This window comes from Pseudomonas subflava, from assembly GCF_023823685.1.
Classification (GTDB): Bacteria; Pseudomonadota; Gammaproteobacteria; order Pseudomonadales; family Pseudomonadaceae; genus Aquipseudomonas; species Aquipseudomonas subflava.
This window is the reverse complement of the sequence record NZ_JAMXBF010000006.1, coordinates 1-19,915: the sequence shown is the minus strand read 5'-3', so window position 1 is coordinate 19,915 and position 19,915 is coordinate 1. Positions and strand designations below refer to the sequence as shown.

Here is a 19,915-nt window from a genome sequence, read left to right as displayed (position 1 = left end):
TGATGCGAAGTAGGGGCGAACCCTAGCCAATAAGAGGGTCGTCGTACAAGTAGACCGATGGACGCAGGAAGCCGCGCAAGAACGCGGCTCCTTCATACCGACGGACTCAGGCGGAGAAGTCGGTGGACAGCGTCAGCGTGCGCCAGGCTTGCAACTCGGCCTCGACCTGGGCGTGCTTCTGCTCGATGCGCGCCAGCGCATCGCTACCCAGCGGCAGGCGCAGCGGCGGCTGCTCGGCGTTGGCCAGCGCCAGCATGGCCTCGGCGAACTTGGCCGGGTCGCCCGGCTGGGCATGGTTGGCGGCGGCGGCGAACGTGCGCATGGCACCGACCGTCTCGTCGTAGTCGGCCAGCTCCAGCGCCGTCTTCACCAGCGACTGCTCGTCGAGGAAGTCGGTGCGGAAGAAACCCGGCTCGACCACGGTGACGTGGATACCGAGCGGCGCGACTTCCTGCTGCAGCGCCTCGCTGATGCCTTCCACGGCAAACTTGGTGGAGCCGTATACGCCCCAGCCCATGTAGGCCTGGTAGCCGCCCAGCGAAGAGATGTTGATGACGTGGCCGGAGCGCTGGCGACGCATGTGCGGCAGCACGGCGCGGGTAACGTTGAGCACACCGAACACGTTGGTGGCGAACAGGCGCTCGGTCTCCGCTGCACTGGTTTCCTCCACCGCACCGAGCACACCGAAGCCGGCGTTGTTGACCAGCACGTCGATACGGCCGAAACGGGCGATGCCGGCGGCGACGGCCTCAAAGGCCTCGTCCTCGCGCGTCACGTCCAGGCGCACGGCCAGCAGGTTGGGATGCTCGCCCAGGCGGGCGGTGACGTCGGCGGGCTTGCGGGCGGTGGCGATGACCGCGTCGCCGGCGTTGAGGGCCTGTTCGGCGATCAGTGCGCCGAAACCACGGGAAGCTCCAGTAATCAGCCAGGTACGCATATCGAATTCCTCGGATGTCGTCCCGCACCATGCGGGCCGTTGACGACACTCTAGGGCTGGGTTACTGATGTGATAATCCAAATAAAATCGAATGACTTGCTGAGCAGATTTCATTAATGAAGAGCGTCTCCCCCACCGACCTGGCGATCTTCCTGGCCATCGCCCAGAACCTCAGCTTCGCCCGCGCCGCGGTCGACCTGGGCCTCACACCCTCGGCGCTGAGCCACGCCCTGCGCGGGCTGGAGGAGCGTCTGGGCGTGCGCCTGTTCAACCGCACCACCCGCAGCGTGGCGCTGACCGAGGCCGGCGAGCGCCTGCAGGCACGGGTGCGCCCGGCGTTCCGCGACATTGCCGACGCCCTGGAAGACCTCAACAACTTCCGCGACAAGCCCTCCGGCAGCCTGCGCATCAATGCCGGGCGCGCCGCCATCCAGCTGGTGCTGCTGCCGCTGGTGGGGCGCTTCCTCGACGCCTACCCGGACGTGCGTCTGGAGCTGGTGGCCGACGACGGCCTGGTCGATGTGGTCTCGGCCGGCTTCGACGCCGGCGTGCGCTTCGGCGAGCGCCTGGAGGCGGACATGGTCTCGCTGCCCATCGGCCCGCGCATGCGCTCGGTGGTGGTCGGCGCCCCCGCCCTGTTCGAGCGCCACCCCGCTCCGCAGAAGCCCGAAGACCTGCGTGGCCTGCCCTGCATCCGCCACCGCTTCCCCGGCGGCAACTTCTACCGCTGGGAATTCGAGCGCGGCGGCATCGCCCTGGAGATCGAGGTGCAAGGCCCGCTGACCCTGGACGATCTGGGCCTGATGGTCGAACCAGCGCTGCAGGGCGTGGGGCTTGCCTACGTATTCGAGGAAATGGTCCGCGAGCCGATCGCCGACGGCCGTCTGGTCCAGGTGCTCGGCGACTGGTGCCCCTACTACGCCGGTCTGCACCTCTACTACCCGAGCCGCCGCCATGTGCCCGCGGCGCTGCGCGCCTTCATCGACTTCGCCCGCGGCGCACTTGCTAAAAGCGGCGAGTAGAGTTCTAGCCAACGAGAAAAACTGCCGTACCCTGAACCACATCATTCTGGGCATACGCACAAGGAAGCGAATATGGCCGCGTCAGCAAGACTTCTTTTTCTTTGCGCCCTGCTTTCCGAGGTGGCGGTTGGAGAAGTTGGGGATAGTGTCTGGGGATTAAAAACCGAGAGGGGCTACCAAACGCTGCAAGTGATGGACGAAGGCGAGCGGATTGTCTTTGACTACCAAGTAGAGGCCGGTTACTTCGTCTGCCGAATCCCGGGCTACGCCGTCAAACTGCCCTCACAAGAACAATCCGAAACTCGCTACGTATTCCGAAATATCCCGGAGAACCAACGGTGGGCAGGCCGCTGGGAAGGTTATTTGCCTCCGCTTGATGATGAGTCGCCTTGCGAAATAGAGCTGCTATTCGGCAGAACGGTCACCGTAAAACAGCTTGGCGGCGACTGCCGATCCTTCTGTGGAGCCAGAGGCGCTCCGGGCGGAACGCTGAATAAAATATCCATTCCGCTATCCGCGGATGAGCAAGGATCCACTCAATGAGCGACGAACTGAAAATCGAAGACCTGGAAATCGGCAGCGGCAAGGCTGCCGTCAAGGGTGCGCTGATCACCACCCAGTACCGCGGCTGGCTGGAGGACGGCAGCGAGTTCGATTCCTCCTACTCACGCGGCAAGCCGTTCCAGTGCGTGATCGGTACGCGCCGGGTGATCCAGGGCTGGGATCAGGGCCTGATGGGCATGCGGGTCGGCGGCAAGCGCAAGCTGTGGGTGCCGGCGCACCTGGGCTATGGCGAGCGCCAGGTCGGGTCGATTCCGCCTAATTCCAACCTGCTGTTCGAGATCGAACTGCTGGAAGTGCTGACCCGCGACGACTGATTCAGCTGCGCGGAAACGACAACGCCCATCGCATATGCGACGGGCGTTGTCGTTTCTGGCACCTCAGGCGGAGAAGCCGCCATCGATGGTCAGGTTGGCGCCAGTGATATAGGCCGCCTCGGAGCCGGCCAGGTAGGCCACGAAGCTGGCGATCTCCTCCGCCTTGCCGTAGCGCGGCAGCGCCATGGTCAGCTTCAGCGACTCGGCAAAGTCGCTGTTGTCCGGGTTCATGTCGGTATCCACCGGGCCCGGCTGCACGTTGTTGACGGTGATGCCGCGCGGCCCCAGGTCACGGGCCAGGCCCTTGGTGAAACCGGCCACCGCGGCCTTGCTCAGGGCGTAGACCGAGCCGCCACCGAAGGGCATGCGCTCGGCGTTGGTGCTGCCGATGGTGATGATGCGCCCGCCTTCACCCATCACGCGGGCGGCTTCCTGGCTGGCGATCACCACGCTGCGCACGTTCACGTCCAGGGTGCGGTCCAGGTCGTCGATGCTGAACTCCTCGATGGGCGCGATGGCCAGCACGCCGGCGTTGTTCACCAGGATGTCGAGGCGACCGAAGCTTTCCACGGTGTGGCGGATGGCGGCGCGGATGGCCTGTTCGTCGCGGCTGTCGGCCTGGATGGCAATGGCGCGGCCACCGGCGGCTTCGACGGCCTGTACCACATCGTGGGCGCCGGCCGCGGAGGACGAGTAGGTCAGGGCGACGGCGGCGCCGTCCTTCGCCAGACGCTGGGCAATGGCGGCGCCGATGCCGCGGGAACCGCCCTGGATGAATGCGACTTTGCCTTCGAGGGTTTTGTGAGTGCTCATTTTTTGAATCTCCTGAATCTGGGTGGGTGTGCAAGACGGCCCCAGTATTCACCTGCCACTCACAACCGATAAGCTGGCAATCGCTATATTCAGTCGATACCAATGGTTTATAGAGAGCCCATGGAAACCCTCATCAGCATCGAGTGCTTCGTCCGCGCCGCGGAGGCTGGAAGCTTCGCCAAGGCCGCGCGGCGCCTGGGCCTGACGCCTGCGGCGGTGGGCAAGAATGTGGCTCGTCTGGAGAGCAACCTCGGCGTGCGCCTGTTCCTGCGCAGCACCCGGCGCCTGACCCTGACCGAGGCCGGCGAGCGCTTTCTCGCGGAAGTGAGTGGCGGGCTGGCCAGCATCCTGGGCGCGGTGGCCAACCTGGCCAGCAGCCAGGGCCAGCCCGCGGGCACCCTCAAGGTGAGCATGGGCATCGCCTTCGGCCGCGATTACATCCTGCCGCACCTGTCCGATTTCCTGGCCCGCTACCCGGCGATAGTCCCCGACTGGCACTTCGATAACCGCGCCGTGGACCTGATCGGCGAAGGCTTCGACGCCGCCCTCGGCGGTGGCTTCGAGCTGCCGCCCGGGGCGATTGCCCGGCAACTGGCGCCGGCCCACCGGGTGCTGCTGGCCTCGCCGGACTACCTCGCCCGCCATGCGCCCATCGAGCGGCCGGAAGACCTGACTACCCATGCCGGCATCCTCCTGCGCTCGCCGCAGACCGGCCGCGTGCGCAGCTGGCCGCTGCGCACCCGCGACGACCACCAGGCCACCTACGAGCTGACCCGACGCATGACCATGAACGACCCCGAGGCGGCCTGCCACGCCGCCCTGCAGGGCCTGGGCGTGACCCTGGTCAGCACCGTGCATGCGTTGCCCTACCTGCAGAACGGCAGCCTGCAGCGGGTGCTACCGGACTGGTACGTGGACACCGGCAGCCTGAGCCTCTACTTCAGCGCGCAGAAGCTGCTGCCGGCGAAGACGCGGGTGTTCATCGACTTCATCGTCGAGCGCTTTCGCGAACACCGGTGGGCGGAACGCTTCGACGCGCGCCGCCCGCTCTAGCCTGCAGCCCTACTTCGCCTCGGCGACCTGCAGGCGCCGACGCAGGCTCCAGCCCTGCTGCATGCCGGCCGCCGCCAGCAGGATGGCCGCCACGCCCAGCCACTGCAGCGGGCTGAGGCGATGACCGAAGGCCAGCCAGTCGACGAAGATCGCCGCGATCGGGTAGATGAACGACAGCGCCCCGGTCAGCGCCGTCGGCAATTTCTGAATGGCGCTGTACAGCAGCAGGTACATCACCCCGGTATGCAGGATGCCCAGGGCCGCCAGGCTGGCCCAGGCCTGCGGCTGCTCGGGCAGCTGGTAACTGGCCAGCGGCGCCAGCATGAGGATGCCGGTGATCAGCTGGACCAGCGCGATCAGGTGCGGCGGCGTGCCGGAGAGGCGTTTGACGATCAGCGCCGCCACGGCGTAGAGCAGCGCCGCGCCCAGGGCCAGGGCGATGCCCAGCAGGTAATTCTCGCCAGAGATACCGGTATCGCCATGGGCGCTGACGATGGCCAGCATGCCGAGAAAGGCCACACCCAGCCAGGCCAGCTTGGCCAGGGTGATGCGCTCGCCGAGGAACACCGCCGCCAGCCCCACCAGCATGAACGGCTGCACGTTGTACACCGCCGTGCTGATGGCGATCGAAGCCTTGGAATAGGACGCAAACAGCAGCAGCCAGTTGCCGACGATGGCCACCCCGCTGACCAGCGCCAGGACCAGCACGCGACGATTCAGCAGCTCGCGGCGCAGCAGGCCGAGCGCCCAGCACACCAGCAGCAACATGGCGCCACCGATCACGCAGCGCCAGAACACCACGTCGATCACGGACTGGCCGGAAATCAGTACGAACCAGCCGATGGTGCCGGAAATCAGCATCGCCGCGATCATTTCCAGCGAGCCGCGCTTGAGGGTCTTGTCCATGGTCGGAATCTCCGGTTGGGGTGCGACTATTATTCGGCTACCCCGCCCGACCGATACAGGGCTAATCTAAGGTGAAACTGCGGCACTGCCTTTATTGCGAAGGCCATTTCCCGAGATCACCTAACGAGCACGCCATGACCGACGAAATCGACCAGCTTCTGCTCAACGCCCTGATGGAAGACTCGCGCCGCTCGCTCAAGGCGCTGGCGCAGATCAGCGGACTGTCGTCGCCCAGCGTGGCCGAGCGCCTGCGCCGCCTGGAGGAGCGCGGCGTGATCAAGGGCTACACCGTGGAGGTGGACCCACGCCACTTCGGCTACCAGCTGCAAGCCATCGTTCGCGTGCGCCCGCTGCCCGGCAAGCTGCACGAGGTGGAGCGGCAGATCCAGTCGATCCCCGAGTTCACCGAGTGCGACAAGATCACCGGCGAGGACTGCTTCGTCGCCCGCCTGCACGTGCGCTCCATGGAGCAGCTCGACGAGCTGCTGGACCGCATCAACGCTTCTGCCGAGACCAACACCGCCATCGTCAAGAAGACCTCGGTGCCGCGCCGGCTGCCGCCGATGAACTGAAGGAGACCGACATGCCGTTCACACTCTGCGCGCTGGCGCTGTTACTGATCGGTCAGACGGCCATGGCCGCGCAGACCGTGATGGCCCAGACCGAGCTGCGCGCCGCCGTCGATGCCGCCGTGCAGCCGGCCATCGAGCAGCACCGGATTCCCGGCCTGGCCGTGGCCATCGTGCACAAGGGCGAGCACCACTTCTTCAACTACGGCGTCGCCTCCCGCGACAGCGGCCAGGCGGTGAGCGAGCACACCCTGTTCGAGCTGGGCTCGGTGAGCAAGCTGTTCACCGCCACCCTCGGTGCCTATGCCCAGGCCGAGGGCAAGCTGCGCCTGAGCGACCCGGCCAGCCAGCATCTGCCGGCGCTGCGCGGCACTGCCTTCGAGCAGATCAGCCTGCTCGACCTGGCCACCTACACGCCCGGCGGCCTGCCGCTGCAGTTCCCGGATGCCGTGCACAACGAGCGGCAGATGCTCGACTACTACCGCGCCTGGCAGCCGGCCTACCCCGCCGGCAGCCAGCGCCTGTACTCCAACCCCAGCATCGGCCTGTTCGGCTACCTGGCCGCCGCCAGCCTGGGCGAGCCCTTCGAGCAGGCGCTGGAGCGCCGGCTGTTCCCGCAGCTGGGTATGACCGAGAGCCACGTGCGTGTGCCGGCGGACCAGATGGCGCGCTACGCCTGGGGCTATCGCGAGGAGAAGCCGATCCGCGTGCAACCGGGCGCGCTGGATGCCGAGGCCTATGGGGTGAAGTCCACGGCCGCCGACATGCTGCGCTTCGTCGAGGCCAACCTCGATCCGTCGCAGCTGCCGGCCCCGCTGCGCCAGGCCATCGACACCACTCACAGGGGCTACTACCAGGTCGGCGACATGACCCAGGGCCTGGGCTGGGAGCGTTATGCGTACCCCATCACCCTGCAACGCCTGCAGGACGGCAATTCCTCGCAGATGGCGCTGGAGCCACACGCGGTCGAGCGGTTCGACCAGCCACAGGCGGCCGAAGGCGACCTGCTGCTGAACAAGACCGGCTCGACCAACGGCTTCGGCGCCTACGTGGTGCTGCTGCCGGCCCGCGACACCGGTCTGGTGATCCTGGCCAACCGCAACTACCCGAACGCCGAGCGGGTGCGCATCGCCCTGCAGATTCTCTCCACACTGGAGCGCTGAGGCCGTAGGGAAGGTTCGACCGGGCTCGGCGGAGGTCGGCCAACAGAGCGGTGAAGGCGTCCACCCTGGCCTCGGGCTGGCCAGGCTGCACGAGGCACGCACGCCGCGCGCCTCGACCACCCTGCCCGGCTGTCATCCTTGCCCGATGCCCAGCCGGCGGGCAGCCGATGGAGTGTAGCCGGCCATCCGCCGGAGGCGCCGCGACATAGGGTCGCTGGCACTGCGCGCCTCCCCTCGCCTTCGGCCGCTCGGCATATCGCTGCAACTTGCCGCGCCCTGGGACAGTCGGAACCTGGACACCGCAGCGCCCGGGCAATCCGGCCGCCTACAGTCCGCAGCCCGAGGAGACCCGCATGAGCGAATCCGGTGACGACAACGGCTACACGCGTCGGGACATCCTCTCGCTGAGCCGAACCCTGCTGGTGCTGGGCGCAACGCCCGCCGCGGCGCTCGCCAACGAACCCGCACAGGAGGACGCCCGCCCCATGCGCCGCATCGAAACATCCCGAGTCCGCCTGCGGGTCAACGGCAAGGCCCACGAACTGGAGCTGGACAACCGCACCTCGCTGCTCGACGCGCTGCGCGAGCACCTCCACCTCACCGGCAGCAAGAAGGGCTGCGACCACGGCCAGTGTGGCGCCTGCACGCTGATCGTCGACGGTCGCCGCATCAACGGCTGCCTGACGCTGGCGGTGATGCACCAGGACGCAGAGATCACCACCATCGAAGGCCTCGGCACGCCCGAGCAACTGCACCCGATGCAGGCCGCCTTCGTCCGTCACGACGGCTACCAGTGCGGTTACTGCACGCCCGGGCAGATCTGCTCCGCCGTGGCGGTGCTCGACGAAGTGCAGCGCGGCATCCCCAGCCATGTCAGCGACGACCTGGAGGGCGCTCCGCAACTGAGCGATGCCGAGCTGCGCGAACGCATGAGCGGCAACATCTGCCGCTGCGGCGCCTACTCCAACATCATCGAAGCGATCAACGACGTGGCGGGGAAACGCGCATGAAGCCCTTCTCCTACGAACGCGCCCGCACTCCGGGCGAGGCTGCCGCGGCGGCCGCACGCACGCCCGGCGCGAAGTTCATCGCCGGCGGTACCAACCTGCTGGACCTGATGAAGCTCGAGATCGAGACGCCGCTGCACCTGATCGATGTCAACGGCCTCGGCCTGGATCGCATCGAGCCGACGGACGACGGCGGCGTGCGCATCGGCGCGCTGGTAAGCAACACCGACCTGGCCGCCGACATGCGCATCCGCCGCGACTACGCCGTGCTCTCCCGCGCCCTGCTCGCCGGGGCCTCCGGCCAGCTGCGCAACAAGGCGACCACCGCCGGCAACCTGCTGCAGCGCACCCGCTGCCCCTACTTCTACGACACCAACCTGCCGTGCAACAAACGCCAGCCGGGCTCCGGCTGCGCGGCGCGCGAGGGCATCAGCCGCCAGCACGCGGTGCTCGGCACCAGCGACGCCTGCATCGCAACCCACCCGAGCGACATGGCGATCGCCATGCGCCTGCTCGATGCCACCGTGGAGACCGTCCAGCCCGGCGGCCAGACGCGGCGCATCGCCATGGCCGACCTGCATCGCCTGCCCGGCAACACGCCGCACATCGAGCATGCCCTGGCTCCCGGCGAGCTGATCACCGCGGTGACCCTGCCCAAGCCGCTCGGCGGCCGGCATCTCTATCACAAGGTGCGCGACCGCTCGTCCTACGCCTTCGCCCTGGTCTCGGTGGCGGCGGTGATCCAGCCGGACGGCAGCGGCCGCATCGCCCTCGGCGGCGTCGCGCACAAGCCCTGGCGCGTCGAGGCGGCCGAAGCCGAGCTGCCCCGCGGGGCCGATGCGGTGGCCGAGCGTCTGCTCGCCGACGCCCGCACCACGCCGCACAATGCCTTCAAACTCACCCTGGTTCGGCGCACCCTCGGCGCCGTGCTGGCACACGCGAGGGCCGACGCATGAAGTTCGACACCGCAGCAAGCGGCAACCCCATCGACCGCCAGCGCGTGGTCGGCCAGCCGGTCGACCGCATCGACGGGCCGCTGAAGACCACCGGCACCGCCACCTACGCCTATGAATGGCACGGCGAGGTCAGCGACCTGGCCTACGGCCAGATCGTCGGCGCCGCCATCGCCAAGGGGCGCATCGCCTCCATGGACCTGTCCCAGGCCAGGGCCGCGCCCGGCGTGATCACCGTCGTCACCGCCCAGACGGCCGGCCCGCTGGACAAGGGTGAGCGCAACAACGCCAAGCTGCTCGGCGGACCGGAGATCGAGCACTACCACCAGGCCGTGGCCCTGGTGGTGGCCGAGACCTTCGAGCAGGCCCGCGCGGCAGCGGAACTGGTGAAGATCGAGTACGCCCGTGAGCCCGGCAGCTTCGACCTCGAGGCGGCCAAGGGCCAGGCGAAGAAGCCGAAAGAGATCACCGCAGGCGAGCCGGACACCGCCGTGGGCGACTTCGACGGCGCATTCGCCGGCGCGCCCGTGCAGCTCGACGCCACCTACCACACCCCCGACCAGACCCACGCGATGATGGAGCCGCACGCGTCGATGGCCCGCTGGGACGGCGACCGTCTGACGCTGTGGACCTCGAACCAGATGATCAACTGGGGCACCCAGGACCTCGCCAAGACCCTGGGCATTCCCAGCGACAAGGTGCGGCTGATCTCGCCCTACGTCGGCGGCGGCTTCGGCGGCAAGCTGTTCATCCGCGCCGACGCGCTGCTCGCGGCGCTGGGCGCACGGGCCGCCGGGCGCCCGGTGAAGGTGGCGCTGCCGCGCCCGCTGATGATGAATAACACCACCCACCGCGCGGCCACCATCCAGCGCATCCGCATCGGCGCCACCCGCGACGGCAAGATCGTCGCCATCGGCCACGACAACTGGTCCGGCGACCTCAACGGCAACAACGCCGAGGCCGGCGTGATCTATTCGCGACCGCTCTATGCCGGAGCCAATCGCATGTCCAGCACGCGCCTGGCGACGCTCGACATGCCGGAGGCCAATGCCATGCGCGCGCCCAGCGATACGCCGGGATCGATGGCCGTGGAGATCGCCATGGACGAGATGGCGGAAAAGCTCGGCCTCGACCCCGTCGAGTTTCGCGTGATGAACGACTCCCAGGTCGACCCGGAGAAACCCGAGCGGCCCTACTCGCAGCGCCACCTGAAGGAATGCCTGATGCAGGGCGCGCAACGCTTCGGCTGGAACCAGCGCAACGCCAGCCCCGCCGCCCGCCGCGAGGGCGACTGGCTGATCGGCATGGGCATGGCCGGCGCCTTTCGCGACGGGCCGGTGACCCAGTCCGCCGCACGGGTTCGCCTGGACGCGGACGGCCGGCTGATCGTCGAGACCGACATGACCGATATCGGCACCGGCAGCTACACCATCATCGGCCAGACCGCCGCGGAGATGCTGGGTGTGCCACTGGAGCGGGTGAGCGTGACGCTCGGCGATTCCACCTTCCCCGTCTCCTCGGGCTCCGGCGGCCAGTGGGGCGCCAACAGTTCGACCTCGGGCGTCTACGCCGCCTGCGTGAAGCTGCGCGAGCAGATCGCCCGCAAGCTCGGCTTCGATCCCGCCGAGGCGACCTTCGAGAACGGCGAGGTCCGCCAGGGCGACCGAAGCGCCGCGCTCACGGACGCCGCGGCCGGCGGCACGCTCGAAGCCGAGGACGGCATCGAGTTCGGCGACCTGGACAAGCGCTACCGGATCTCCACTTTTGGCGCGCACTTCGTCGAGGTGGCCGTGCATGCCGCCACGGCGGAGATGCGGGTCCGGCGCATGCTGGCGGTCTGCTCGGCCGGACGCATCCTCAACCCGAAGACGGCCCGCAGCCAGGTCATCGGCGCCATGACAATGGGCGTGGGCGCCGCCCTGATGGAGGAGTTGTCCGTCGACACCCGTTACGGGCTCTACATCAACCACGACCTGGCCGGCTACGAGGTGCCGGTGCATGCCGACATTCCGCACCAGGAGGTGGTCTTCCTCGACGAGACTGACCCACTCTCCTCGCCGATGAAGGCCAAGGGCGTGGGCGAACTGGGCATCTGCGGGGTGTCCGCGGCGGTGGCGAACGCCATCTACAACGCCACCGGCGTGCGGGTGCGCGACTACCCCATCACGCTCGACAAGCTGCTGGCGCAGATGCCGGCGGCCTGATCCGTCGCCGAAACGAAAAAGCCGCTCCCGGGAGCGGCTTTTTCATGAGGCGCGATGGCTACTCGGCCAGGCGCCAGGTGGTGCCGCCCTTGCCGTCTTCCAGCACCACGCCCATGGCGGTGAGCTGGTCGCGGATGCGGTCGGACTCGGCCCAGTTCTTGTCGGCGCGGGCCTGCAGGCGCGCGGCGATCAGCGCCTCGACTTCGGCGGCGTCGACCTTGCCGGCGGCACCGGCCTGGAGGAAGGCGTCCGGCTCCAGCTGCAGCACGCCGAGCACGCCGGCCAGTTGCTTGAGCTGGGCGGCCAGACCCGCGGCGGCCTGTACGTCCGACTCACGCAGGCGGTTGACCTCGCGGATCATCTCGAACAGCACGGCGCAGGCTTCCGGCGAGTTGAAGTCGTCGTCCATCGCCGCGCCGAAGCGCTCGACGAAGGCTTCGCCACCGGCAGCCGGCGCTTCCGGCAGGCCCTTGAGGCCGTTGTAGAAGCGCTCCAGGGCGCCCTTGGCTTCCTTGAGGCTGTCTTCGGAGTAGTTGATCGGGCTGCGGTAGTGGCTGGACACCAGCAGGTAGCGCACCACCTCGGGGTGGTACTTCTCCAGCACCTCGCGGATGGTGAAGAAGTTGCCCAGGCTCTTGGACATCTTCTCGCCGTCCACGCGCACCGCGCCGGCGTGCATCCAGGCGTTGGCGTAGAGCTTGCCGGTGGCCGCCTCGCTCTGGGCGATCTCGTTCTCGTGGTGCGGGAACACCAGATCGGGGCCGCCGCCGTGGATGTCGAAGGTCTCGCCCAGGCAGCAGGTGGACATCACCGAGCACTCGATGTGCCAGCCCGGACGGCCCTTGCCCCAGGGCGACTCCCAGCTCGGCTCGCCCGGCTTGGCGCCTTTCCACAGCACGAAGTCCAGCGGGTCTTCCTTGATCTCGTCGACCTCGATGCGCGCGCCGATCTTCAGCTCGTCGATCTTGCGGCGCGACAGCTTGCCGTAGCCCTGGAACTTGCCGACGCGGTAGTACACGTCGCCATTGCCCGGGGCGTAGGCGAAGCCCTTGTCGATCAGGGTCTGGATCATCTGGTGCATGCCGGCGATATGGCCGGTGGCGCGGGGCTCGATGTCCGGGCGCAGCACGGACAGGCGCGCCTCGTCCTCGTGCATGGCGGCGATCATGCGATCCACCAGGGCCTCGAACGGCTCACCGTTCTCCTGGGCGCGCTTGATGATCTTGTCGTCGATGTCGGTGATGTTGCGCACGTAGGTCACATCAAAGCCACGCTGACGCAGCCAGCGGGTGACCACGTCGAAGGCGACCATCACGCGGGCGTGGCCGATGTGGCAGAAGTCGTACACGGTCATGCCGCACACGTACATGCGCACCTGGTTGCCTTCCAGCGGCTGGAAGACATCCTTGGTCTTGGAGAGGGTGTTGTAGATGGAGAGTGCCATTTACTGACCCCAGGAATCGCGCAGGGTGACGGTGCGGTTGAACACCGGCTTGCCGGGCTGCGAGTCCTTCAGGTCGGCGACGAAGTAGCCCTCGCGCTCGAACTGGAAGCGCTCTTCCGGCGCGGCGTTGGCCAGCGACGGCTCGGCGCGGCAGCCGGTGAGCACGACCAGCGAATCCGGGTTGATGTTGTCGAGGAAGCTGCCGCCCTCTTCGCTCTTCTCCGGGTTGGCGGAGCGGAACAGGCGGTCGTAAAGGCGCACTTCGCACTCCACGCTCTCGGCGGCCGGCACCCAGTGAATCACGCCCTTGACCTTGCGGCCTTCCGGGTTCTTGCCCAGGGTGTTCTCGTCGTAGGAGCAGCGCAGCTCGACGATGTTGCCGTCGGCGTCCTTGATCGCCTCGTCGGCGCGGATCACATAGCTGCCGCGCAGGCGTACTTCGCCACCCGGGATCAGGCGCTTGAAGCCGTCCGGCGGGGTTTCCTCGAAGTCGCTGGCGTCGATGTAGATCTCGCGGCTGAACGGCAGCACGCGCACACCCATGTCCTGCTTGGGATGGCGCGGCAGTTCGAGGTTCTCGACCTGGCCTTGCGGATAGTTGGTGATCACCACCTTGAGCGGCTTGAGCACGCACATGGCGCGGGCGGCGTTGGCGTCCAGATCCTCGCGGATGGCGAATTCCAGCATGCCGATGTCCACCACGCCGCCGGCGCGGTTGACGCCGATCATGTCGCAGAAGGTACGGATCGAGGCCGGGGTGTAACCGCGGCGACGGTAGCCGGAGAGGGTCGACATGCGCGGGTCGTCCCAGCCGGCCACATGCTGCTCATCGACCAGTTGCTTGAGCTTGCGCTTGCTGGTGATGGTGTAGTTCAGGTTCAGGCGGGCGAATTCGTACTGGCGCGGCTGCGCCGGCACCGGCAGGTTGGCCAGGAACCACTCGTACAGCGGGCGATGGTCCTCGAACTCCAGGGTGCAGATGGAGTGGGTGATGCCCTCGAGGGCGTCGGACTGACCGTGGGTGAAGTCGTAGCTCGGGTAGATGCACCACTTGTCGCCGGTCTGGTGGTGATGGGCATGGCGGATGCGGTAGAGGATCGGGTCGCGCAGGTTGATGTTCGGCGAGGCCATGTCGATCTTGGCGCGCAGCGAACGGGCGCCGTCCGGGAACTCGCCGGCCTTCATGCGGGCGAACAGGTCCAGGTTCTCTTCCACCGAGCGGTCGCGGAATGGGCTGTTCTTGCCCGGCTCGGTGAGGCTGCCGCGGTAGGCGCGCATTTCCTCGGCGTTGAGGTCGCAGACGAAGGCCTTGCCGGCCTCGATCAGCGCCACAGCCCAGGCGTGCAGCTGGTCGAAGTAGTTGGAGGCGTAGCGCTCCTCGCCGGCCCACTGGAAGCCCAGCCACTGCACATCGGCCTTGATCGCGTCGATGTATTCCTGGTCTTCCTTGGCCGGGTTGGTGTCGTCGAAACGCAGGTTGCACTCGCCGCCGAATTCCTGGGCCAGGCCGAAGTTCAGGCAGATGCTCTTGGCGTGGCCGATGTGCAGGTAGCCATTGGGCTCCGGCGGGAAGCGGGTGATGATCTTGGCGTGCTTGCCGCTGTCCAGATCGGCCTGAACGATGGGGCGCAGGAAATTGGCGGCTTTTTCGACGGTGGGCTTGCTCATGATGTCCTTAGCTTCGAGGTGCGCGGCCCGCGGCCCGTGGCGGTTCGCCCCAGGGTAGGCCGGTCAAGACAAAGGCCGTATGATACCCAACCCGTCAACCCCCTGACAGCCGCAAAGCGACCAGGCGTGGCCCCCAGCGCAAATGCGCCGCCCGCCCTGCCCGCCTTGCCCGAATTCGAGAGCGCATCCGCCATGATCAAGCTGCACACCAACCACGGCGTCATCACCCTGGAACTGTTCGCCGACAAGGCCCCGGAAACCGTCGCCAACTTCGAGCAGTACGTGCGCGAAGGCCACTACAACGGCACCGTGTTCCACCGCGTGATCGGCAACTTCATGATCCAGGGCGGAGGTTTCGAGCCGGGCATGAAGCAGAAGTCCACCCGCGCCCCGATCAAGAACGAGGCCAACAACGGCGTTTCCAACAAGGTCGGCACCGTCGCCATGGCCCGCACCATGGACCCGCACTCGGCCTCCGCGCAGTTCTTCATCAACGTCGCCGACAACACCTTCCTCGACCACAGCGCACCGACCATGCAGGGCTGGGGCTACGCCGTATTCGGCCAGGTGACCGAGGGCATGGACGTGGTCGAGAAGATCAAGGGCGTGGACACCACCATGAAGTCCGGCCATCAGGACGTACCGGTGGAAGACGTCGTCATCGAGAAGGCCGAAGTCGTCGAGTGATTCGATGATCCTGCTGATCTCCGATCTGCACCTGGAAGAGGAACGCCCGGACATCACCCGGGCGTTTCTGCATTTCCTGCAGACCCGCGCCCGCGGGGCCGAGGCGTTGTACATCCTCGGCGACTTCTTCGAGGCCTGGATCGGCGATGACGGCATGTCGCCCTTCCAGCACAGCATCGCCCGCGCCCTGCGCGAGCTGAGCGATGCCGGCACGCGCATCTTCCTGATGCACGGCAACCGCGATTTCCTTATCGGCAGAAGCTTCTGTCGTCTGGCCGGTTGCACCCTGCTGAAAGAGCCGAGCCTGGTGCCACTCAATGGCGAGCCGGTGCTGCTGATGCACGGCGACAGCCTATGCACTCTGGATGTGGGCTACATGAAGCTGCGCCGCCTGCTGCGCAACCCCCTCAGCCTGTTCATCCTGCGCCACCTGCCGCTTTCCACCCGGCATAAGCTGGCGCGCAAGCTGCGCAGCGAGAGCCGCGCGCAGACGCAGATGAAAGCCCGCGAGATCATCGACGTGACCCCGGACGAGGTGCCGCGGATCATGGCCGAACACGGCGTGCGCACGCTGATCCACGGCCACACCCACCGCCCCGCCGTGCACGAGCTGCAGGTTAACGGCCAGCCGGCCAGACGCATCGTCCTCGGCGACTGGGACAAGCAGGGCTGGGCCCTGCAGGTGGACGAGCAGGGCTTCCACCAGGCGCCGTTTCCGCTGGCCTGAGGCCGCCGCGAGAGGCGCTGCACATACCGGCACAATGCCACTTGACGCTCCCTTGGCGGCTCCCCAGCATTCGCGCTCCTTTCTCGCAGTCAAGGACCGATAGTTCATGGACATCCCCAATGGAACGGCTTCCAAGCTCTCCCTGATCAAGTACGTCGCGGTGCCGCTGGTGGTCGCCGCCGTCGGCCTGATCGGCTTCAACGGCATTTTCTTCTACAACGAGGCCGGTTACGCCACCCACGTGCGCACCCTCTTCGGCGAGGAGAAGATCGTCGACGACGTCGGCTACGCCACCAAGTGGTTCGGCCGCGCCACCCCCTGGAAGAAGGCGCTGAGCGTGCAGTCGGTGCTCGGCGAGGACCACGAGGTCGACACCAGCTTCGACAATGACAGCCTGGGCGCCACCATCGAGGCCTTCCCCATCGTCTTCCTCGGCAACGTGGACGCCAAGGTCGAGTCCTCGGCGCGCTTCCGCCTGCCCTCCGGCGACCAGTTCCTGAAGATCGCCCAGGAATACCGCAACCCGGACAACTTCATCAAAACCGCGCTGGTGCCGGCCATCAAGGAAACCCTGCAGGCTACCGCCTCGCTGATGAGCGCCGACGACTACTACGCCGGCGCCCGCAGCGAGTTCGCCGCCGAGTTCGAGAACCAGCTCAACGACGGCCTGTACCTGATCAAGCGCAAGGAAGTGCGCGGCCGCCGCGGCCATGTGCCGAGCCAGACCGCCATCCTCCAGGCCGGCACCGAGCAGGGCACCTTCGGCGACAACAGTGCCAGCCAGTTCATCACCGAGAAGGTCACCGACGACAAGGGCATTCCGGTGCGCAAGCAGCAGCAGTTCCGCAAGTACGGCGTGGAAGTGGTCGAGGCGCGCATCACCAACGTCGACCCCAACCCGCAGTACAAGCAGCGCATGGTCAAGGTCCAGCAGGCCCTGGCCGAGCTGGCTGTGGCGCGGCAGAACCGCCTCAAGGAAGAGGAAGAGAAGCTGCTGGTCACCGCCCGTGGCGAGCGCGAGGTCGAGGCCCGTCGTCAGGAGACCCTGCGCGACCAGATCGAGCAGACCACCCAGGCCGAGACCCAGAAGCAACTGGCAGTGATCAATGCCGAACGCGAGAAGCAGCGCGCCGAGATCGAAAAACAGACCGCCGAGCTGCTGCGCGACAAGGCGGCGATCACCGCGGACGCCACCAAGATCACCGCCGACGCCGAGGCCTATGCGCGCAAGGCCGTGATCGAGGCGGACGGCGCCCTGCAGCCCAAGCTCGACGCCCTGGTGCAGATCAACAAGGTCTGGGCCGAGGCCGCCTCCCAGGCGCCGGTGCCGGGCGTGATGATGGGCGGCGCCGGCGGCGGTGCCAGCGCCAGCCGCCAGGACGAGATCGGCCAACTGATGGGCATCCTCGCCACCAAGGCCGCCCGCGACCTGTCGCTGGATATGAAGGTCAAGGAATAAGCAGTTCACCCCTCTCCCGTTCACGGGAGAGGGGACGGGGGAGAGGCAAGCGGCCAACGCCCTGCCTCGCCGCGCCCCGCCGCTCTCGGCCCTTTGGCCCTCTCCCTAGCCCTCTCCCATAAACGGGAGAGGGGATCAAAAGCGGGACGTGCAGCGCCCGTCCAGCCGCTTCTTCCTTGATGCGGATCAATCCCCACCGCCCTGCTCCGCGTAGGCTGGAGTCGTAGCCGGGACGTCCCGGATCGAGCGATGGAGGTCGCCATGCACGACATTCTCCTGGTGTGCTACTCGCGTACCGGCAATACCCGCCTGGTGGCCGACCAGTTGGCGCGGCTCACCGGCTGGCCGCTGGCGCTGATCGAGGACGTCAAACCGCGCGCCGGCGCCAGCGGCGACTGGCGCTGCATGCTCGACGCCTGGCTGCGCAGCTGCCCTGACTATCGCTACGAAGGCCCGCCGCTCGAGCGCTTCGACCACGTCGTGCTGCTCACCCCGGTGTGGATGAAGGGCCTGGCCGCGCCACTGCGCGCGTTTCTCAGCGACCACGACCTGTCGCACAAGCGCATCTCGGTGGTCTGCACCCAGGGTGGCCGCGGCGGCTTCAATGCCGTCGAGGAGATCGCCACGCTGACCCGCCAGGTGCCGTCGCCGGTGCAGATCCTGCTGCAGAGCGAAGTGCTCGGCGGGCTGTCGCCGCATCGCCTGGAAGACTTCGTGGTGCAGGTGCTGGCCTCCAGCACCTATCAGCGCGATCGCCAGCGGCCGTCCTGGCTGTCGCCCGTCGCCACCTGAGCCTGGCTCAGCACCTGCTGAGTGGTGTCTCCGCGCGCCGATCACGGCGGCGCGCCTCTAGGGCCGGCGAAGCGGCCTGCCCATCCGAGCCAACGCCCCGCCCGCGGGGCGTTTTCTTTGCGCACGCCGGTGCAAAACCGGCACGCCCATGCAAGAGCGCGGCGCGGCCCGGCGCGACACTCGATGCTCCTCATATCCCCTCTCTGGAGCGTCACCATGGCCACCGCCTCCGCCGTCGCCGGCAAGTCCCTGCTCACCCCGCTCGACCACACCCTGATCATGATCGACCACCAGTCGCAGATGGCCTTCGCCACCAAATCGATCGACGCCGTGGCCTTGCGCAACAACGCCGCCCTGGTGGCCAAGGCGGCCCACGAATTCGGCGTCTCCACCATCCTCACCACCGTCGCCGAGAAGAGCTTCTCCGGGCCGATCTTCGACGAGATCAAGTCGGTGTTCCCCGACCACAAGGTGATCGACCGCACCACCATGAACACCTGGGAAGACCCGCGCATCGCCGTGGAAGTGAACAAGGCCGGCAAGAACAAGATCGTTCTCGCCGGCCTGTGGACCTCGGTGTGCATCGTCGGCCCGGCCCTGTCCGCGCTGGATCAGGGCTTCGAGGTGTACGTCATCGCCGACGCCTGCGGCGACGTCTCCGACGAGGCCCACCACATGGCCCTGCAGCGCATGATCCAGCTCGGCGCGCGGCCGATGACCTCGCTGCAGTACCTGCTCGAGCTGCAGCGCGACTGGGCCCGCGGCGAGACCTACGAGCAGACGGTGAAGACCGCCATCGCCAACGGTGGCGCCTACGGCCTCGGCCTGATCTACGCCAAGACCATGTTCAACGCCTCCGAAGGCCACTGATCGCGCGCGCCGGGCCAAGCGGCCCGGCCCCGCCCTGGAGATTCGCCATGTCCATCGAAAAAGTCCTCTACCGCGCCTACGCCGAAGCCTACGGCGGCCGTGACGGCCGCGCCGTGTCCTCCGACGGCATCCTCGACGTCGCCCTGACCACGCCCAAGGAACTGGGCGGCGCCGGCGGCGACGGCACCAACCCCGAGCAGCTGTTCGCCGCCGGCTATTCCGCCTGCTTCCTCGGCGCCCTGAAATTCGTCGGCATGCGCGACAAGCTCAGCGTGCCGGCCGACGCCTCCATCGAGGGCGTGGTCGGCATCGGCGCCGTGCCCACCGGCTTCGCCATCGAGGTGGAGCTGCGCATCAGCCTGCCGGGCCTGGCCCGCGAGGCCGCGCAGGAACTGATCCAGCGCGCGCACATCGTCTGCCCGTACTCCAACGCCACCCGCAACAACATCGACGTGACTCTCACGCTGGTCGACTAAAAGGACTACCACCATGCCTCGTATTGCCTTGCTCAGTGCCCTGATCACCCTGGCCGCCGGCCAAGCCTTCGCCGCCGGCAGCCCCGGCGTCGAGCACAACACCCAGGCCTTCCTCCAGGCCCTGGAAGCCGGCGGCGGCAAGCCGCTGGAAGCCCTCAGCCCGCTGGACGCCCGCGCCGTGCTGGTCGGCGCCCAGGCCTCGGTCAAGGTCGACCTGTCCGGCGTGAGCGTCTCCGAGAAGACCATCGAAGCCGGCGGCCAGTCGATCCCGCTGACCATCGTCCGCC

At 67.4% G+C, this 19,915-nt stretch carries 20 protein-coding genes and 1 pseudogene; 16 read left to right on the top strand and 5 right to left on the bottom strand.

The window, feature by feature from the left end; translation table 11 throughout:
- Positions 1-106: 106 nt before the first annotated feature.
- Entirely contained in the window at positions 107-937 is an 831-nt protein-coding gene (locus tag NF616_RS09215) for an oxidoreductase (protein WP_252272947.1), read from the bottom strand.
- A gap of 116 nt (positions 938-1,053) precedes the next feature.
- Here NF616_RS09215 and NF616_RS09210 point away from each other — a divergent pair, with 116 nt between their 5' ends.
- From NF616_RS09210 to NF616_RS09200, 3 genes are all read left to right on the top strand, one after another.
- Positions 1,054-1,959 (top strand): LysR family transcriptional regulator, encoded by a 906-nt coding sequence (locus NF616_RS09210; protein WP_252272946.1) that lies wholly within the window; start codon positions 1,054-1,056, stop codon positions 1,957-1,959.
- Positions 1,960-2,031: 72 nt separating this feature from the next.
- The gene (locus NF616_RS09205; protein WP_252272945.1) at positions 2,032-2,502 is read left to right on the top strand and encodes a hypothetical protein; all 471 of its coding nucleotides are present in this window, start codon (positions 2,032-2,034) and stop codon (positions 2,500-2,502) included.
- A complete protein-coding gene (locus tag NF616_RS09200) occupies positions 2,499-2,837 on the top strand; it encodes an FKBP-type peptidyl-prolyl cis-trans isomerase (protein WP_252272944.1) in 339 nt (112 codons plus the stop codon). Before NF616_RS09205 ends, NF616_RS09200 begins: the two co-directional genes overlap by 4 nt.
- 63 nt (positions 2,838-2,900) lie before the next feature.
- Here NF616_RS09200 and NF616_RS09195 read toward each other — a convergent pair whose 3' ends face one another.
- Positions 2,901-3,650 (bottom strand): 3-oxoacyl-ACP reductase family protein, encoded by a 750-nt coding sequence (locus tag NF616_RS09195; RefSeq protein ID WP_252272943.1) that lies wholly within the window; start codon positions 3,648-3,650, stop codon positions 2,901-2,903.
- 120 nt (positions 3,651-3,770) lie between these two features.
- Between NF616_RS09195 and NF616_RS09190 the strand changes: the two genes are divergently transcribed.
- Complete coding sequence (locus tag NF616_RS09190; RefSeq protein ID WP_252272942.1) at positions 3,771-4,703, top strand: LysR family transcriptional regulator; 933 nt, start codon at positions 3,771-3,773, stop codon at positions 4,701-4,703.
- Positions 4,704-4,712: 9 nt separating this feature from the next.
- Here the strand turns inward: NF616_RS09190 and NF616_RS09185 are convergent, their stop codons facing one another.
- The gene (locus tag NF616_RS09185; RefSeq protein ID WP_252272941.1) at positions 4,713-5,609 is read right to left on the bottom strand and encodes a DMT family transporter; all 897 of its coding nucleotides are present in this window, start codon (positions 5,607-5,609) and stop codon (positions 4,713-4,715) included.
- 134 nt (positions 5,610-5,743) lie between these two features.
- Here NF616_RS09185 and NF616_RS09180 point away from each other — a divergent pair, with 134 nt between their 5' ends.
- The 5 genes from NF616_RS09180 (at position 5,744) to paoC (ending at position 11,505) form a co-directional block, all read left to right on the top strand.
- On the top strand, positions 5,744-6,181 hold the full coding sequence (locus NF616_RS09180) for an Lrp/AsnC family transcriptional regulator (protein ID WP_252272940.1): 438 nt from the start codon (positions 5,744-5,746) through the stop codon (positions 6,179-6,181).
- Between the two features lie 11 nt (positions 6,182-6,192).
- On the top strand, positions 6,193-7,341 hold the full coding sequence (gene ampC, locus NF616_RS09175; protein WP_434091878.1) for a class C beta-lactamase: 1,149 nt from the start codon (positions 6,193-6,195) through the stop codon (positions 7,339-7,341).
- A 353-nt stretch (positions 7,342-7,694) separates the two neighbouring features.
- Positions 7,695-8,351, top strand: coding sequence for an aldehyde dehydrogenase iron-sulfur subunit PaoA (paoA, locus tag NF616_RS09170; RefSeq protein ID WP_252272939.1), 657 nt, complete (start codon positions 7,695-7,697; stop codon positions 8,349-8,351).
- On the top strand, positions 8,348-9,304 hold the full coding sequence (locus NF616_RS09165; protein ID WP_252272938.1) for an FAD binding domain-containing protein: 957 nt from the start codon (positions 8,348-8,350) through the stop codon (positions 9,302-9,304). Before paoA ends, NF616_RS09165 begins: the two co-directional genes overlap by 4 nt.
- Positions 9,301-11,505, top strand: a complete 2,205-nt coding sequence (gene paoC, locus NF616_RS09160) for an aldehyde oxidoreductase molybdenum-binding subunit PaoC (RefSeq protein WP_252272937.1) — start codon at positions 9,301-9,303, stop codon at positions 11,503-11,505. The genes NF616_RS09165 and paoC overlap by 4 nt, the downstream gene beginning before the upstream one ends.
- 58 nt (positions 11,506-11,563) lie before the next feature.
- Here paoC and cysS read toward each other — a convergent pair whose 3' ends face one another.
- Together cysS and NF616_RS09150 are read right to left on the bottom strand one after the other, a co-directional pair.
- A complete protein-coding gene (cysS, locus tag NF616_RS09155; RefSeq protein ID WP_252272936.1) occupies positions 11,564-12,949 on the bottom strand; it encodes a cysteine--tRNA ligase in 1,386 nt (461 codons plus the stop codon).
- On the bottom strand, positions 12,950-14,617 hold the full coding sequence (locus NF616_RS09150) for a glutamine--tRNA ligase/YqeY domain fusion protein (RefSeq protein WP_252272935.1): 1,668 nt from the start codon (positions 14,615-14,617) through the stop codon (positions 12,950-12,952).
- 192 nt (positions 14,618-14,809) lie between these two features.
- On the opposite strand from NF616_RS09150, the gene NF616_RS09145 reads away from it, so the two are divergent.
- The 7 genes and pseudogenes from NF616_RS09145 to NF616_RS09115 all read left to right on the top strand — a co-directional run.
- A complete protein-coding gene (locus NF616_RS09145; RefSeq protein ID WP_252272934.1) occupies positions 14,810-15,304 on the top strand; it encodes a peptidylprolyl isomerase in 495 nt (164 codons plus the stop codon).
- A gap of 4 nt (positions 15,305-15,308) precedes the next feature.
- A complete protein-coding gene (lpxH, locus tag NF616_RS09140) occupies positions 15,309-16,031 on the top strand; it encodes a UDP-2,3-diacylglucosamine diphosphatase (protein WP_252272933.1) in 723 nt (240 codons plus the stop codon).
- 106 nt (positions 16,032-16,137) lie between these two features.
- Entirely contained in the window at positions 16,138-17,490 is a 1,353-nt protein-coding gene (locus NF616_RS09135; protein WP_252272932.1) for an SPFH domain-containing protein, read from the top strand.
- Positions 17,491-17,751: 261 nt separating this feature from the next.
- Positions 17,752-18,282 carry a flavodoxin family protein gene (locus NF616_RS09130; RefSeq protein WP_252272931.1) on the top strand — a complete coding sequence of 177 codons (531 nt, stop codon included), beginning with the start codon at positions 17,752-17,754 and terminating at the stop codon, positions 18,280-18,282.
- Between the two features lie 216 nt (positions 18,283-18,498).
- Entirely contained in the window at positions 18,499-19,152 is a 654-nt protein-coding gene (locus NF616_RS09125) for a hydrolase (RefSeq protein WP_252272930.1), read from the top strand.
- A 47-nt stretch (positions 19,153-19,199) separates the two neighbouring features.
- Positions 19,200-19,628 carry an organic hydroperoxide resistance protein gene (locus tag NF616_RS09120; RefSeq protein WP_252272929.1) on the top strand — a complete coding sequence of 143 codons (429 nt, stop codon included), beginning with the start codon at positions 19,200-19,202 and terminating at the stop codon, positions 19,626-19,628.
- A gap of 13 nt (positions 19,629-19,641) precedes the next feature.
- Positions 19,642-19,915 (top strand): annotated as a pseudogene (locus tag NF616_RS09115) (alpha/beta hydrolase); the annotation flags it as partial.